A 13999-nucleotide genomic window follows, 5' to 3' on the forward strand; every position below is an offset into this window, starting at 1 on the left:
CGGGCCCCGTCCGCCGAGCGAGAGGAGCGGGGAGTGACCACACCCGTAATCGGTGTGCTCGCCCTCCAGGGCGACGTGCGCGAGCACCTCGCCGCCCTGGCCGGCGCCGGCGCGGACGCCCGTCCGGTGCGCCGCCCGGCCGAGCTGGACACGGTCGACGGCCTGGTGATTCCGGGCGGCGAGTCGACCACCATGAGCAAGCTCGCCGACATCTTCGAGATGCGCGAGCCGATCGACAAGCGGATCGCCGGCGGCATGCCGGTCTACGGGTCCTGCGCCGGCATGATCATGCTGGCCGCCGAGGTGCTCGACGGCCGACCCGACCAGCGCGGCTTCGCCGGCATCGAGATGACCGTCCGGCGCAACGCGTTCGGCCGGCAGGTCGACTCGTTCGAGGCGCCCGTGGAGATCACCGGGGTCGCGGGCGAGCCGTTCCACGCGGTCTTCATCCGGGCCCCCTGGGTCGAGCGGGTCGGCGCGGGCGTCGAGGTGCTCGGCCGGGTCACCGACGACGACTCCAGGTCGCCGCGCGGCGTCCGACGCGCCGAGCCGGAGTCGTCGTCCGGGCCGGCCGCCGACCGGATCGTCGCGGTGCGGCAGGGTCACCTGCTGGCCACCTCCTTCCACCCGGAACTCACCGGCGACCTGCGGTTGCACCGCTACTTCGTGGATCTCGTCCGGGCCGCCGCCTGACCGCACGCGGCGCCGCCCCGGGTGCGGGTGTGACATGCGGGGACGCCGCCTCGGTAGGATTGCGGCGGTTCGGCAGGGCTCACCGCCCGCCGCCGCCCCCCAGCCGACCGCCCGGCGGTCCCGGTTCGGCGCGGGCGCGGACAGTCGACGCAGGCGTGGGTCAACAGACGGAGGTATGAGATGTCCGGCCACTCAAAGTGGGCGACCACCAAGCACAAGAAGGCCGTCATCGACGCCAAGCGCGGCAAGATGTTCGCCAAGCTGATCAAGAACGTCGAGGTGGCGGCCCGCACCGGCGGCGGGGACCCCGCCGGCAACCCGACCCTCTACGACGCCATCCAGAAGGCGAAGAAGAGCTCGGTGCCGAACGACAACATCGACCGCGCCGTCAAGCGCGGCTCCGGCCTGGAGGCCGGCGGCGCCGACTGGCAGACCATCATGTACGAGGGCTACGGCCCGAACGGCGTGGCGATGCTCATCGAGTGCCTCACGGACAACCGCAACCGGGCGGCGACCGAGGTGCGCACCGCGCTCACCCGCAACGGCGGCTCGCTCGCCGACGCCGGCTCCGTGTCGTACATGTTCTCCCGCAAGGGCGTGGTGATCGTCCCGAAGGAGGGCACCACCGAGGACGACGTCATGATGGCCGTGCTCGACGCGGGCGCCGAGGAGGTCAACGACCTCGGTGAGGCGTTCGAGGTGGTCTCCGAGCCGACCGACCTCATCCCGGTCCGCACCGCCCTGCAGGACGCCGGCATCGAGTACGAGTCGGCCGAGTCCTCCCTCATCCCCAGCGTCAACGTGCCGCTGGACGAGGAGGGCGCGCGCAAGATCTTCAAGCTGATCGACGTCCTCGAGGACTGCGACGACGTGCAGAACGTCTACGCCAACTTCGACGTCTCCGACGAGGTCATGGCCGCCGTCGGCTGACGGCCCCGACGGGTGGTCTCGCGCCGGGCGATCGTGTCGCCCGGCGCGAGATCCTTTCCACGGCTGCCGCGCTCAGGCCACGGTCTCCCGCGACCGCCAGGCCGTACGGATCGACGTGCGGCCGTTGGTGCGCAGCAGCGCGCCCTCGTAGACGCGGGCCCCGGCGAGCAGGAACCCGGCGGCCGCCGCCAGCAGCAGGACGAGCGCCACCACCGGCTCCCAGGCGGCCGCGTCCCCGGTGAACAGCCGCAGCGGCATGGCCGTCGGCGCCGAGAACGGCAGGTAGGACAGCACCCGCATGGCGGTCGTGTTGTCGTGCAGGAAGATCACCGCGAAGAACGGCAGCATGACGGTGAGCTGCACCGGCATCGACACGCCACCGATGTCCTCGAGCCGGTTGACCAGCGCGCCGGCCGCCGCCCACATGGCCGCGATCAGCACGAAGCCCAGCAGGAAGAACGGGACGAACCAGCCGATCGCCGGTGCCAGCAGGGAGAGCAGCCCGCTGTCGTCGCCGAACGTCATGCCGGCCACCGCGACGAGCGCGACCAGGGCGATCTGACCGAGGGCGAGGAGGGTGCCGGCGACGAGCTTGCCGGCGAGCAGCGCCCGTACCGGCACCGCGGCGACCAGGATCTCGACGATCCGCGTCTGCTTCTCCTCGATGATGCTCTGCGCGATCTGCACGCCGAAGCCCTGCGACGTCACGAAGAAGATGAACGCGAACGCGAACGGCACCAGGAAGGCCACCGCCGGGTCCACGGCGTCCGGGTTCAGCAGCCGGACCTGGGGTCGCGTGCTCAGCGCGGCCACCACGTCGTCCGGCGCGTCGTCCATCGCGAGCACGGTCGGGCCGGCGACGACCGCGGCGTCCACGTCACCGTCGTGGACGGCCTGCTCGGCGGCCCGGTCGTCGGGCACGACCCGCACCTTGAGGCCGGCGGCCCGCAGCGGCTCGGCGGCCTGCGCGGTCACGGCCACGCTCGACGGGCCGCCGGCCAGCACCGCCGGCAGGATGGTCCCGGCCGCGGCGAGCAGCAGGAAGAACACGGTGCTGATCAGGAAGGTCCGGTCGCGCAGCTTGACCCGGATCTCGCGGGCCGCGACCAGGCGGGTGGCCTGCAGGGTGTTCACTGGGCGACCTCTCGGAAGATCTCGGTGAGGGAGGGGCGGACCGGGCGGAACGCGCGGACCGGGCCGCGGGCCAGTGCCGCCCGCAGGACGGGTTGCTCGTCGGCGTCGGTGGCGAGGTCGAACACGGCGCGGGCGCCGTCCAGGTCGACGAGGGTCACCCCGGGCTGGTCGCGCAGCCAACCGGCGTCGGTCTCCACCACCAGCTCGAACCGGGGCGCGGTGTACGTCCGCCGCAGCTGCTCCCGATCACCGGCGGCCCGGATCACCCCGTCCGAGATGATCACCAGGTCGTCGCAGAGCCGCTCCACCACGTCGAGCTGGTGGCTGGAGAAGAGCACCGGGACACCGGCGGCGGCCCGCTCGCGCAGCACCCCGACGACGGTGTCGACGGCCAGCGGGTCGAGGCCGGAGAACGGCTCGTCCAGCACCAGCACCTCGGGCTCGTGCACCAGCGCGGCGGCGATCTGGGCGCGCTGCTGGTTGCCCAGCGAGAGGGTCTCCAGCAGGTCGTCGCCCCGCTCGGCGAGACCGACCCGCTCCAGCAGGGCGTCCGTGGCGCGCCGGGCCGCCGCGGGAGCCATCCCGTGCAGCAGGCCCAGGTAGGTCACCTGTTCCCGGACGCTCATCTTGGGGTAGAGGCCACGTTCCTCCGGCATGTAGCCGAAGCGCCGGCGGGCCTCCCCGGTCAGCGGCGCGCCCTGCCAGGTCACCCGACCGGCGTCGGCGGCGAGGACGCCGAGGATGATCCGCATGGTGGTGGTCTTGCCGGCGCCGTTGCCGCCCACGAAGCCGGTCATCCGGCCGGCCGCCACGTCGAAGGACACATTCCTGAGCACCTGACGGTCGCCGAAACTTCGGTCGACGCCGTCGAGGCGGAGCACATCGGTCACGGCGACCACGCTAGAGCCGCGATCTTGGGCTGCCGTCCGTCCCGGGGTGGAGATCCGGCGTCCCCCCGACGACGGAGCCGGTCACCCGCCGGGCCGCACCACCCCCTGCTCGTACGCGAAGACCACCGCCTGGACCCGGTCGCGCAGGCCCAGTTTGGCGAGCACCCGGCTCACGTGGGTCTTCACCGTGGCCTCCCCGAGGTGCAGCTGGGCGGCGATCTCGGCGTTGCTCGCGCCCCGGGCGAGCAGGACGAGGACCTCCCGCTCCCGGGGGGTGAGCTCGTCGAGCGGCGCGCCACCCGCCGCCACGCCACCCGCCGCGACGCCACCCGCCCACGTGCCGCCCGGCCGGGCGAAGGTGGCGATCACGCGCCGGGTCAGTTCCGGGGCGAGCAGCGCGTCACCCCGGGCCAGGACCCGGATCGCCTCGACGAGCGCCTCCGGGGTGCCGTTCTTCAGCAGGAAGCCGCTGGCGCCGGCCTGGAGGGCGGCGAACAGGTAGTCGTCCCGGTCGAACGTGGTGAGGATGAGGACGGCCGGCGTGCCGGGGGAGCCCGGCGCGGTGATCTGCCGGGTCGCCTCCAGCCCGTTCATGCCGGGCATCTCCACGTCCATCAGCACGACGTCCGGGTGCAGCGCCCGGGTCATGCTCACCGCGCGCTCGCCGTCGGCCGCCTCGCCGACCACCGCCAGGTCGTCCTCCACCTCGAGGATGACGCGGAACCCGGTACGCACCAGGTGCTGGTCGTCGGCGAGCAGGACCCGGATCGGCCGGTCCACGCCGGGCCCGCCGTCCCGGCCGGCGGCGTCGGGCCCGGTCATGCCGCCTCCGCCAGGGCGACCGCCAGCGGGAGGCGGGCGCGGACGCGCCAGCCGCCGCCGGCCCGGGGGCCCACCTCCAGCTCGCCGCCGTGGGTGGCGACGCGTTCGCGCATGCCGACCAGGCCCAGCCCGTCGGCGTTCGCCGGGTGGGTGGACCGTCCGTCGTCGGTCACGTCGACCTCGACCTCCCTGGCCAGGTAGCGGATCCGCACGTCGAGCCCGCCCGCGCCGGTGGCGTGTCTGAGCACGTTCGTCACGGCCTCCTGGACGATGCGGTACGCCGCCTGGGACACCGACTCCGGCAGCGGCACCGGGTCGCCGTACACCCCGAGGGCGGCGCGCAGCCCGGCGTCGCGGGCCCGCTCGACGACCGCGGCGACCCGGTCGATCCCGGCCGGCGGCCCGCCGGGATCGGGGGCGTTGTCACCCGCGCGGAGCACGCCGAGCATGCGGCGCAGCTCGTCGACCGCCGTGCGGGCGGTGTCCTCGATCGCGGTCAACGCCGTCCGGGCCTTGGCCTGGTCCTTGTCGAAGACCCGCCGCGCCGCCGACGCCTGCACCCCCATCACCGACACGTGGTGGGCGACCACGTCGTGCAGCTCGCGGGCGATCCGCACCCGTTCGCCGATCACCGCCCGCCCGCGCGCCTCGGCCTGGGAGCGGCGCAGCTCCTCCGCCCGCTGCACCAGCTCGTGCTGGCGGCGGGCGGCCAGCCACGCGGTCTCCCCGAAGAAGTACGCGAAACCGAAGACGAGCCCGTTGACCAGCACCCCGGTCACGATGGCCGCGAGCACCGGCGGCACCGGGCCGGCCGCGCGGGCGAACGCGTCCGGCGGGATGCTGCCGATGCTGACGGCGTAGTACACGCCGAGCCAGGCGAACATCATGGCGATGATCCCGATGCGCAACCGGCGGGCCAGCCTGCGGTCCGGCCCCCAGGCGCCGAGCGAGTACAGCGCGGCGAACAGGGACCAGGCGGAGAGCTGCGTCTCCGGGGCGGAGCGGGCCTGGGCGGCGATGAAGGCGGCCGACACGACGAGGGTGGTGGTGGCCGGGAACCGCCGTCGCCAGATCAGCGGCAGCGTCACCGCGACGGTCCAGAAGACCTGCTCGGGCCAGGACGGCGGCGGACCGAGCAGGAACGCGCCGGTGCTGTGGGTCAGGGTGAGGCTCAGCAGGGCCAGCACGGTCACGGCCAGCCCGCCGTAGAGGTCGAGGCGCAGGTGCTCCGGTGCGGGCGTGGGCCGGCGCCAGGTGTCGGCCGTCGTGGTGGTCACCTGACCAAGACTCTCATCCCGCCGGCCGTCGATGCCCAGGTCCGCACCCGGCGGCCGGGAAACCGGGCTGACCGGCCGGCCGCCGCGCCCGTACCCTGCCGGCATGCTCGTTCCCGACCTGCCGCTGCGCACCGACCGCCTGCTGCTGCGCGCCTTCACCCCCGACGATCTGGCCGTCGTCCGCGACTACCGCGGCCGTCCGGAGGTGACCCGGTTCCTCTACCACGAGCCCTACGACGACGCCGCCGCCCGGGCGGCGGTGGACCGGATGGTGCGGCGCACCGCGCTGCGCGCGCCGGGCGACGTGCTCAACCTGGCCGTCGTCCTGCCGGAGACCGGGGAGTTCGTCGGCGACGTGCTGCTCAGCTGGACCAGCGGGGAGCATCGGCAGGGCGAGATCGGCTACGTCGCCCACCCCGACCACACCGGCCGGGGGTACGTCACCGAGGCGGCCCGGGAGATGCTGCGGCTCGGCTTCGACGGCCTCGGGCTGCACCGGATCGTCGGCCGGCTCGACGCCCGCAACACCGCCTCGGCCCGGGTGCTGGAGCGCCTCGGCATGCGCCGCGAGGCGGACCTGCGGGAGAACGAGTTCGTCAAGGGCGAGTGGACCGACGAGGCCGTGTACGCCCTGCTCGCCCGGGAGTGGCGGGCCCGACCCGCCGACGCCTGAACCGGTGCGGCCCGACACCCGCGTGGGTGTCGGGCCGCACGGGCCGGCGGGATCAGTGCCGGTTGCGGTACGTCTTGATCGCGCTGTCGACGATGTCCCACAGCACGACCAGGGCGGTGCCGGCCACCACGATCGTGGCGAGGGTGTTCAGGTTCTCCTCGCGCCCGAGCCACGCGAAGCGGTCGACGAACTCGGGGTTGAGCAGCCGGTCGGTCGACATCAGCCAGATGACCGGCACCGCGAACGCCAGGTCGAGCACCGCGTTCACGGCGACCAGCGGCCACGTCCACCGCCCGGCCCGGTACTTGGCGACCTCCAGGCCGATGGTGGCGACGAGCACGGCGATCAGGAACGGCAGCCAGAAGCTCCACAGCGCCGGGTCGAGGATCGGCAGGTTGCCGTCGCCGCTCGGCACGAACGAGTGGAAGTGCTGGATCGGCAGGTAGGCGATGACCAGCACCAGCCAGCCGATCGCGGCGGCGACGTCGACCAGGGTGATCTGTCGGTTGGTCTGGACCTCGGGGAGCTGGTCGACGGTCCACGCCGGCAGGTGCAGCGACGTGTTGGTCCGCTCGAGGACCGCGAAGACCAGCGTGACCCAGAAGGCGATCTGGACCGCGACCTCCAGGGCGGTGGCAACGCCCGCGCCGACCGCGCCGCCGGGGTTCTTCCCGTCGGTGGCGTCCAGCAGGCCGACGATGATCCCCACGGTGGCCGGGACGAAGCTGAGCAGCAGCTTCATCAGCCGCTCCCAGGCCAGGTAGTAGGTCGGGCCGATGAGCTGGAGCCGCCGGTCGGCGTAGCGGGCCGCCAGCTGTGCCGGGTTGCCCAGCTCGGTGAGGACCTCGCGTTCCGCGGTCGCGGCGTTCCGGCCGTCGGCGCGGCGGCCGTCGATCATGTCCTCGATCGAGCCGCGCAGCTCGGTCTCGATCTCGGCGCGCCGGGCGGCCGGCACCGTCCGGAGGGTGGCGGCGAGGTAACGGTCGGTCAGGGAGCTCATCGGCCCACTCCTTCGATCAGCTGGGTGACGGACGTGTGCACCGCGGTCAGGTCGTCGAGGAGGCGGCCCAGCACCGCTTCGCCGTCGTCACTGGTGCGGTAGAACTTGCGCGGCCGGCTCTCCTCGGTGTTCCACTCGCTGGTGAGCAGCCCCTGCTCTTCCAGCCGCCGGAGCAGGGGATAGAGGGTGTTGGCGTCGACCGGAAAGCCGTGGGTGGCCAGGCGTTGCAACAGCGCGTAGCCGTAGTCGGGCCGGCGCAGGGCGACCAGGCTGGCCACCACGACGGTGCCGCGTCGTAGCTCCTGGAGATGGGTCCGAAGGATCTCGTCGCTGACCATGCGACACACGATAGTGTGTGGCACACACTATGCGCAAGCGGCACAGCATCGTGTTCGTCCGCACCATCGGTTCGGAGAGACCCCGGCCACCCTCGGCGCGGACGGTGGAGCCGGCCAGATCACCTCGGTAGGGTGGGTCCGGTCGACTCCGACGCAGCCTTGATCCACACCCCGGGGGGCGCCACGCATGGGCGATTCGTTCGCGCATCTGCACGTACACACCGAGTACTCGATGCTGGACGGGGCGGCCCGGCTCAAGGACCTCTTCGCCGAGGCCGCGCGGCTCGGGATGCCGGCGGTGGCGATCACCGACCACGGCAACATGCACGGCGCGAACGACTTCTACAAGCAGGCCATGGCCGCCGGCGTGAAGCCGATCCTCGGCGTCGAGGCGTACGTGGCGCCGGAGTCGCGCTTCCACAAGCAGCGGGTCAAGTGGGGCCGGCCGGAGCAGAAGAGCGACGACGTCTCCGGCAACGGCGCCATCACCCACATGACGATGTGGGCGGCGAACCGGGACGGCCTGCACAACCTGTTCAAGCTCAACTCCCGTGCCTCCATGGAGGGCCACTACGTCAAGTGGCCCCGGATGGACATGGAGCTGATCGCCGAGCACGCCGAGGGCATCATGGCCACCACCGGCTGCCCCTCGGGCGCCGTGCAGACCAGGCTGCGGCTCGGCCAGTTCGACGAGGCGCTCAAGGTCGCCGCCGCCTACCAGGACATCTTCGGCAAGGACAACTACTTCCTGGAGATCATGGACCACGGCCTCGACATCGAGCGCCGGGTCCGGGACGGGCTCACCGAGATCGCCCGCAAGCTCGACATCCCGCCGGTGGTCACCAACGACTCGCACTACACGCACGAGGCGCAGGCCGAGGCGCACGACGTCCTGCTCTGCGTGCAGACCGGCAGCAACGTCGCCGACCCCAACCGGTTCCGCTTCGAGGGCGGCGGCTACTTCGTCAAGTCCGCCGAGCAGATGCGCGGCGTCGACTCGTCCGAGCTGTGGCAGCAGGGCTGCCGCAACACTCTCCTGGTGGCCGAGAAGGTCGACCCGGCCGGGATGTTCGAGTTCCACAACCTCATGCCGCGGTTCCCGATCCCCGAGGGCGAGACCGAGGAGTCCTGGTTCCGCAAGGAGACCTTCGCGGGCCTGGCCCGCCGCTTCCCGAACGGCATCCCCGAGGGCCACGTCGTCCAGGCGGAGTACGAGCTGGGCGTCATCATCCAGATGGGCTTCCCGTCCTACTTCCTCGTGGTCGCCGACTTCATCCAGTGGGCGAAGAGCCAGGGCATCGCCGTCGGCCCGGGCCGGGGGTCGGCCGCCGGCTCGCTGGTCGCGTACGCCCTGGGCATCACCGACCTGGACCCGATCCCGCACGGCCTGATCTTCGAGCGGTTCCTCAACCCCGAGCGCATCTCGATGCCGGACGTCGACATCGACTTCGACGAGCGCCGGCGCGGTGAGGTGATCCGCTACGTCACCGACAAGTGGGGCGAGGACAAGGTCGCGCAGATCGCCACCTTCGGCACCATCAAGGCGAAGGCCGCGATCAAGGACTCGGCGCGGGTGCTCGGCTACCCGTACGCGGTGGGCGACCGGATCACCAAGGCGATGCCCCCGGCCGTGATGGGCAAGGACATCCCGCTGTCCGGCATCTTCGACCCGAAGCACCCGCGCTACGCGGAGGCGGGCGAGATCCGCGGCCTCTACGAGTCCGACCCGGACGTCAAGAAGGTCATCGAGACGGCGAAGGGCATCGAGGGCCTGATCCGGCAGACCGGCGTGCACGCCGCCGGCGTCATCATGTCCGCCGAGCCGATCATCGAGCACATCCCGCTGATGCGGCGCGACGCCGACGGCGTCATCATCACGCAGTTCGACTACCCGACCTGCGAGTCGCTCGGGCTGCTGAAGATGGACTTCCTCGGCCTGCGCAACCTCACGATCATCGACGACGCGGTCAAGAACATCCAGCTCAACCACGGCAAGGAGCTGGACCTGCTGGGCCTGCCGCTGGACGACAAGGCGGCCTACGACCTGCTGGCCCGCGGCGACACGCTCGGCGTGTTCCAGCTCGACGGCGGGCCGATGCGCTCGCTGCTGCGGCTCATGAAGCCGGACAACTTCGAGGACATCTCCGCCGTGCTGGCGCTCTACCGGCCCGGCCCCATGGGCGTGGACTCGCACACCAACTACGCGCTGCGCAAGAACGGGCTCCAGGAGATCACCCCGATCCACCCGGAGCTGGAGGAGCCGCTGCGGGAGATCCTCGCACCCACCTACGGCCTGATCGTCTACCAGGAGCAGGTGCAGCGCGCCGCGCAGATCCTCGCCGGCTACACCCTCGGCCAGGCCGACCTGCTCCGCCGCGCCATGGGCAAGAAGAAGAAGGAGATCCTCGACAAGGAGTTCGTCCCGTTCCGGGACGGCTGCCGCGAGCGCGGCTACTCCGACGAGGCCATCCAGGCCGTGTGGGACGTCCTCGTCCCGTTCGCCGGCTACGCGTTCAACAAGGCGCACTCCGCCGCCTACGGCCTGGTGTCGTACTGGACCGCGTACCTCAAGGCGCACTACCCGGCGGAATACATGGCGGCGCTGCTCACCTCCGTCGGCGACGACAAGGACAAGATGGCGCTCTACCTCTCCGAGTGCCGCCGGATGCGCATCCAGGTCCTCCCGCCGGACGTCAACACCTCGGCCGGGCCGTTCACCCCGGTCGGCGAGGACATCCGGTTCGGCCTGGCCGCCGTGCGCAACGTCGGCGCGAACGTGGTGGCGGCGATCATGCGGTGCCGCGAGGAGAAGGGCGACTACGCCGACTTCTACGACTTCCTGTCCAAGGTGGACGCGGTGGCCTGCAACAAGAAGACCATCGAATCGCTGATCAAGGCGGGCGCCTTCGACTCGCTGCGGCACAGCCGCAAGGGCCTGCTCGCCGTGCACGCCGACGCCATCGACGCGTACGCCGACGTCAAGCGCAAGGAGGCCGTCGGCCAGTACGACCTGTTCGGCGCCGGCTTCGGCGACGTGGACACCGGCGGCAGCACCACGGTGATGCCGGTCATCGGCGAGAGCGAGTGGGACAAGCGGGACAAGCTCGCCTTCGAGCGCGAGATGCTCGGCCTGTACGTCTCCGACCACCCGCTCTTCGGCCTGGAGCACGTGCTCGGCGCGGCGGCGGACACCACCATCACGGCGCTCTCCGAGGAGGGCAGCGTGCCCGACGGCGCGGTGGTCACCCTGGCCGGCATCCTCTCCGGGGTGCAGCGCCGGGTCACCAAGCAGGGCCGGGCCTGGGCGTCGGCCACCCTGGAGGACCTGGCCGGCGGGGTGGAGACGCTGTTCTTCCCGAACACCTACGAGGTGATCGGGCAGTACATCGCCGAGGACGCCATCGTCGTGGTGAAGGGCCGGGTGGACCGCCGCGACGACACCCCGCGGATCATGGCGATGGACATGCAGATGCCCGACATCAGCAGCAACCCGGCGAACAAGCCGGTCACCCTCACCATCCCGGTGCACCGCTGCACGCCGCCGCTGGTGGAGAAGCTCAAGGAGACCCTGGTGCTGCATCCGGGCGACACCGAGGTGCACGTCAAGCTGCTCAACGGCGGCAAGACGACCACGCTGCGCCTGGGCCCGTTCCGGGTGGCGGCCACGACCGCGCTGATGGGCGACCTGAAGAGCGTCCTCGGCCCGGCCAACGTGAGCTGACCCGCCGCGGCGGGCCAGCTCAGGGCCGGTGGCCGCCCAGCACGTCGGCGGCGGCGTCGGAGGTCTCCAGCACCACGGTGTGGTAGCTCTCGATGCGCGACAGGATCGCGTCGCGGGGGCCGTCGCGCCAGGCGTCGCTGCCGTAGAAGGCCGACTCCTGCCGGTCCCGCACCGCCAGGGCCGCCCGATCCACCCCTGTCGTCAGGTCGGCCGGTACTCCACCTCGGGGCGGCCCGGCGTCCCGTAACGGGGGGCGCGGACCGCGCGATCGGCGGAGACCAGGTACTCCAGGTAGCGCCGGGCGGTCACCCGGGAGATCCCGGTGCGCCGGCCGACCTCGGTGGCGGACAGGCCGCCGTCGCCCAGGGCGGCCAGCACGGTGTGCAGGGTCTGCTCGTCCAGGCCCTTGGGCAGGGTGTGCCGGGTCGCCCCGCGCAGGGTGGCGAACATCCGGTCCACCTCGTGCTGGGCGCCCACCTCGCCGTCGGCGAGGGCCTGCCGCCGGTACTCGGCGTACCGCTCCAGCTTGTCGCGGAACGCGGCGAAGGTGAACGGCTTGAGCAGGTAGTGGGTCACCCCGAGGGACACCGCGGTGCGGACCACGGCGAGGTCCCGCGCCGAGGTCACCGCCAGCACGTCGACGCTGCTGCCGGCCGCCCGCAGGGCCCGGCACACGTCCAGGCCGTGCAGGTCGGGCAGGCGGAAGTCGAGCAGGACCAGGTCCACGTCCGTGCCGCCGCGCTGGCGCAGCGCCGCCATCGCGTCCCGCGCGGTGTGCGCCACGCCGACCACCACGAAGCCCGGAACCCGTTCGGTGTACGCCTTGTGCGCCTCGGCCAGCAGCGGCTCGTCCTCGACCACCAGCACCCGGACGTCGCTCATCGGGCCACCCGCGGGATCGGCAGCCGGACGGTGAACAGGGTCTCCCCGTCGTCGGTGCGGGCCACCTCCGCGGCGCCGCCGTGCCGGCGGACCACCTGCCCGACCAGCGCCAGGCCGAGGCCCCGGCCGGCGCTCTTGGTGGACCAGCCGCGCCGGAACGCGTCCGCCACCCGGTCCGGGTCCAGCCCGGGGCCGCTGTCGCCGACCCGGACCACCAGCTCGTCGTCGACCGTGCCGACGAAGACCCGGACCCGGCGCGGCGGCGGGGCGCCGGCGACCGCCTCGAGGGCGTTGTCGACCAGGTTGCCGACCACGGTGAGCAGGTCGGTGCTGGGCAGCGGGCTGTCGTCGAGCCGGCAGTCCGGCTCGACCACGAGGTCCACGCCGCGCTCGCCGGCCTGCGCCGACTTGCCGAGCAGCAGGGCGGCCAGCGCGGGTTCGGTCACCGCACCGACCACCCGGTCGGTGAGCTGCTGGGCGAGCGCCAGGTCGCGGGTGCCCAGGCGGACCGCCTCGTCGGTGCGGCCCAGCTCCACCAGGGTGAGCACGGTGTGCAGCCGGTTCGCCGACTCGTGAGTCTGCGCCTGCAGCGCCTCGGTGAGGGCGCGGACCGAGTCCAGCTCGCTCGCGAGGTTGCGCAGCTCGGTCTGGTCGCGCAGGGTCAGCACGGTGCCGAGCACGGCGCCCTCGAAGCGGGTGGTCCGCTGGTTGGCCACCAGCACCCGGTCGCCGGCCAGGACCGGCTCGTCGTGCGCGTCCCGGCCGGAGGCGAGCAGCTCGGCCACCGCGGGCGGCAGGTCGATCCCGCTGACCGGCCGGTCGGTCACGGCCGCGTCGTCGGCCAGCCCCAGCAGGCGGCGGCCCTCGTCGTTGACCAGCGCCACCCGGCGGTCCCGGGTCAGCACCAGCAGCCCCTCGCGGACGGAGTGCAGGACCGCGTCGTAGTACTCGTACATCCGGGTCATCTCGCCCGGCCCGAGGCCGTGCGTCTGCCGGCGCAGCCGGCGGCTGAGCAGCCAGGACCCGGTGGCCGCCAGGGCCAGGGCGGGTGCGGCGGCGCCGAGCAGCACCGGCACCTGGGCGAGCAGCTTCCGGTTGATCGCCCGGGTGGTGATGCCCACCGAGACCAGCCCGATGATGCGGTGCTGGTCGTCGTACACGGGGACGACCGCGCGCACCGACTCGCCCAGCGTGCCGACGTTGGTGACGGTGAACGGCTCGCCGGAGAGCGCCGGGCCGATGTCGCCGATGAACGGCTGCCCGATGAGCTCGGGGCTCGGGTGCGAGTAGCGGGTCCGGTCCGGGGCCATCACCACCACGAAGTCCGTTCCGGTGGCCACCCGGGTGGCCTCCGCGTACGGCTGGAGGGTGGCCGGCGGGTCGGCGGTCGTGAGGGCCGCGCGGACGTTGGGGGAGCCGGCGACGGCCTGCGCCACGGCCAGCACCTCGTCCTTCGCGGCCTGCTGGGAGTCGCTGCGGGCCAGCCAGACGGCGCCGGCCGCCCCGGCCAGCACGAGCAGCGTCACCACCACCGCCTGGAGGGCGAAGAGCTGCCCCGCGATGCTCCACTGCCGTCGGGCCACCGATCCCCTCCTCCCGCCCCGGTCGTCCCGCAAGTCTGGCGCACCCGCCCGGTCCG

At 72.7% G+C, this 13999-nt stretch carries 13 protein-coding genes; 4 read left to right on the forward strand and 9 right to left on the reverse strand.

Annotated features, from left to right (window positions below; genetic code table 11):
• The first annotated feature begins 33 nt into the window (after positions 1 to 33).
• Both pdxT and ACQP12_RS10845 read left to right on the forward strand, forming a co-directional pair.
• Positions 34 to 693, forward strand: coding sequence for a pyridoxal 5'-phosphate synthase glutaminase subunit PdxT (pdxT, locus tag ACQP12_RS10840; protein ID WP_433287138.1), 660 nt, complete (start codon positions 34 to 36; stop codon positions 691 to 693).
• Between the two features lie 180 nt (positions 694 to 873).
• Positions 874 to 1623, forward strand: a complete 750-nt coding sequence (locus tag ACQP12_RS10845; protein WP_151464323.1) for a YebC/PmpR family DNA-binding transcriptional regulator — start codon at positions 874 to 876, stop codon at positions 1621 to 1623.
• A gap of 72 nt (positions 1624 to 1695) precedes the next feature.
• Here the strand turns inward: ACQP12_RS10845 and ACQP12_RS10850 are convergent, their stop codons facing one another.
• The 4 genes from ACQP12_RS10850 to ACQP12_RS10865 all read right to left on the reverse strand — a co-directional run bounded on the left by ACQP12_RS10850 (position 1696) and on the right by ACQP12_RS10865 (position 5746).
• Positions 1696 to 2757, reverse strand: coding sequence for an ABC transporter permease (locus ACQP12_RS10850; protein ID WP_433287140.1), 1062 nt, complete (start codon positions 2755 to 2757; stop codon positions 1696 to 1698).
• Positions 2754 to 3647 carry an ABC transporter ATP-binding protein gene (locus tag ACQP12_RS10855; protein ID WP_433287142.1) on the reverse strand — a complete coding sequence of 298 codons (894 nt, stop codon included), beginning with the start codon at positions 3645 to 3647 and terminating at the stop codon, positions 2754 to 2756. The genes ACQP12_RS10850 and ACQP12_RS10855 overlap by 4 nt, the downstream gene beginning before the upstream one ends.
• Positions 3648 to 3728: 81 nt before the next feature.
• Positions 3729 to 4469, reverse strand: a complete 741-nt coding sequence (locus ACQP12_RS10860; RefSeq protein WP_433287144.1) for a response regulator — start codon at positions 4467 to 4469, stop codon at positions 3729 to 3731.
• A complete protein-coding gene (locus ACQP12_RS10865) occupies positions 4466 to 5746 on the reverse strand; it encodes a sensor histidine kinase (RefSeq protein WP_433287146.1) in 1281 nt (426 codons plus the stop codon). Before ACQP12_RS10865 ends, ACQP12_RS10860 begins: the two co-directional genes overlap by 4 nt.
• Positions 5747 to 5849: 103 nt before the next feature.
• Between ACQP12_RS10865 and ACQP12_RS10870 the strand changes: the two genes are divergently transcribed.
• Complete coding sequence (locus ACQP12_RS10870; RefSeq protein ID WP_357946180.1) at positions 5850 to 6419, forward strand: GNAT family N-acetyltransferase; 570 nt, start codon at positions 5850 to 5852, stop codon at positions 6417 to 6419.
• A gap of 52 nt (positions 6420 to 6471) precedes the next feature.
• Here ACQP12_RS10870 and ACQP12_RS10875 read toward each other — a convergent pair whose 3' ends face one another.
• Both ACQP12_RS10875 and ACQP12_RS10880 read right to left on the reverse strand, forming a co-directional pair.
• Positions 6472 to 7419 carry a permease prefix domain 1-containing protein gene (locus ACQP12_RS10875; RefSeq protein WP_433287148.1) on the reverse strand — a complete coding sequence of 316 codons (948 nt, stop codon included), beginning with the start codon at positions 7417 to 7419 and terminating at the stop codon, positions 6472 to 6474.
• Entirely contained in the window at positions 7416 to 7757 is a 342-nt protein-coding gene (locus ACQP12_RS10880) for a PadR family transcriptional regulator (protein ID WP_357946174.1), read from the reverse strand. Before ACQP12_RS10880 ends, ACQP12_RS10875 begins: the two co-directional genes overlap by 4 nt.
• 187 nt (positions 7758 to 7944) lie before the next feature.
• Between ACQP12_RS10880 and dnaE the strand changes: the two genes are divergently transcribed.
• Positions 7945 to 11478: a DNA polymerase III subunit alpha gene (gene dnaE, locus ACQP12_RS10885; RefSeq protein WP_357946171.1), complete on the forward strand. Its 3534-nt coding sequence runs from the start codon at positions 7945 to 7947 to the stop codon at positions 11476 to 11478.
• A gap of 19 nt (positions 11479 to 11497) precedes the next feature.
• Here the strand turns inward: dnaE and ACQP12_RS10890 are convergent, their stop codons facing one another.
• The 3 genes from ACQP12_RS10890 to ACQP12_RS10900 are packed head-to-tail and all read right to left on the reverse strand — an operon-like array spanning position 11498 to position 13943.
• Positions 11498 to 11671: a hypothetical protein gene (locus tag ACQP12_RS10890; protein ID WP_433287151.1), complete on the reverse strand. Its 174-nt coding sequence runs from the start codon at positions 11669 to 11671 to the stop codon at positions 11498 to 11500.
• An 8-nt stretch (positions 11672 to 11679) separates the two neighbouring features.
• Positions 11680 to 12360: a response regulator gene (locus ACQP12_RS10895; RefSeq protein ID WP_357946165.1), complete on the reverse strand. Its 681-nt coding sequence runs from the start codon at positions 12358 to 12360 to the stop codon at positions 11680 to 11682.
• Complete coding sequence (locus tag ACQP12_RS10900) at positions 12357 to 13943, reverse strand: ATP-binding protein (protein WP_433287153.1); 1587 nt, start codon at positions 13941 to 13943, stop codon at positions 12357 to 12359. Before ACQP12_RS10900 ends, ACQP12_RS10895 begins: the two co-directional genes overlap by 4 nt.
• Between the last annotated feature and the right edge of the window lie 56 nt (positions 13944 to 13999).

The organism is Micromonospora sp. CA-244673, from assembly GCF_050948395.1.
In the GTDB taxonomy this organism is placed as follows: domain Bacteria; phylum Actinomycetota; class Actinomycetes; order Mycobacteriales; family Micromonosporaceae; genus Micromonospora.

Excerpts from the sequence above, each read along its gene's own strand:
- ACQP12_RS10895 (WP_357946165.1), bottom strand. The coding sequence starts at position 12,360 with ATGAGCGACGTCCGGGTGCTGGTGGTCGAGGACGAGCCGCTGCTGGCC.
- ACQP12_RS10880 (WP_357946174.1), bottom strand. The coding sequence starts at position 7,757 with ATGGTCAGCGACGAGATCCTTCGGACCCATCTCCAGGAGCTACGACGC.
- ACQP12_RS10870 (WP_357946180.1), top strand. The coding sequence starts at position 5,850 with ATGCTCGTTCCCGACCTGCCGCTGCGCACCGACCGCCTGCTGCTGCGC.
- dnaE (WP_357946171.1), top strand. The coding sequence starts at position 7,945 with ATGGGCGATTCGTTCGCGCATCTGCACGTACACACCGAGTACTCGATG.
- ACQP12_RS10875 (WP_433287148.1), bottom strand. The coding sequence starts at position 7,419 with ATGAGCTCCCTGACCGACCGTTACCTCGCCGCCACCCTCCGGACGGTG.
- ACQP12_RS10860 (WP_433287144.1), bottom strand. The coding sequence starts at position 4,469 with ATGACCGGGCCCGACGCCGCCGGCCGGGACGGCGGGCCCGGCGTGGAC.
- ACQP12_RS10845 (WP_151464323.1), top strand. The coding sequence starts at position 874 with ATGTCCGGCCACTCAAAGTGGGCGACCACCAAGCACAAGAAGGCCGTC.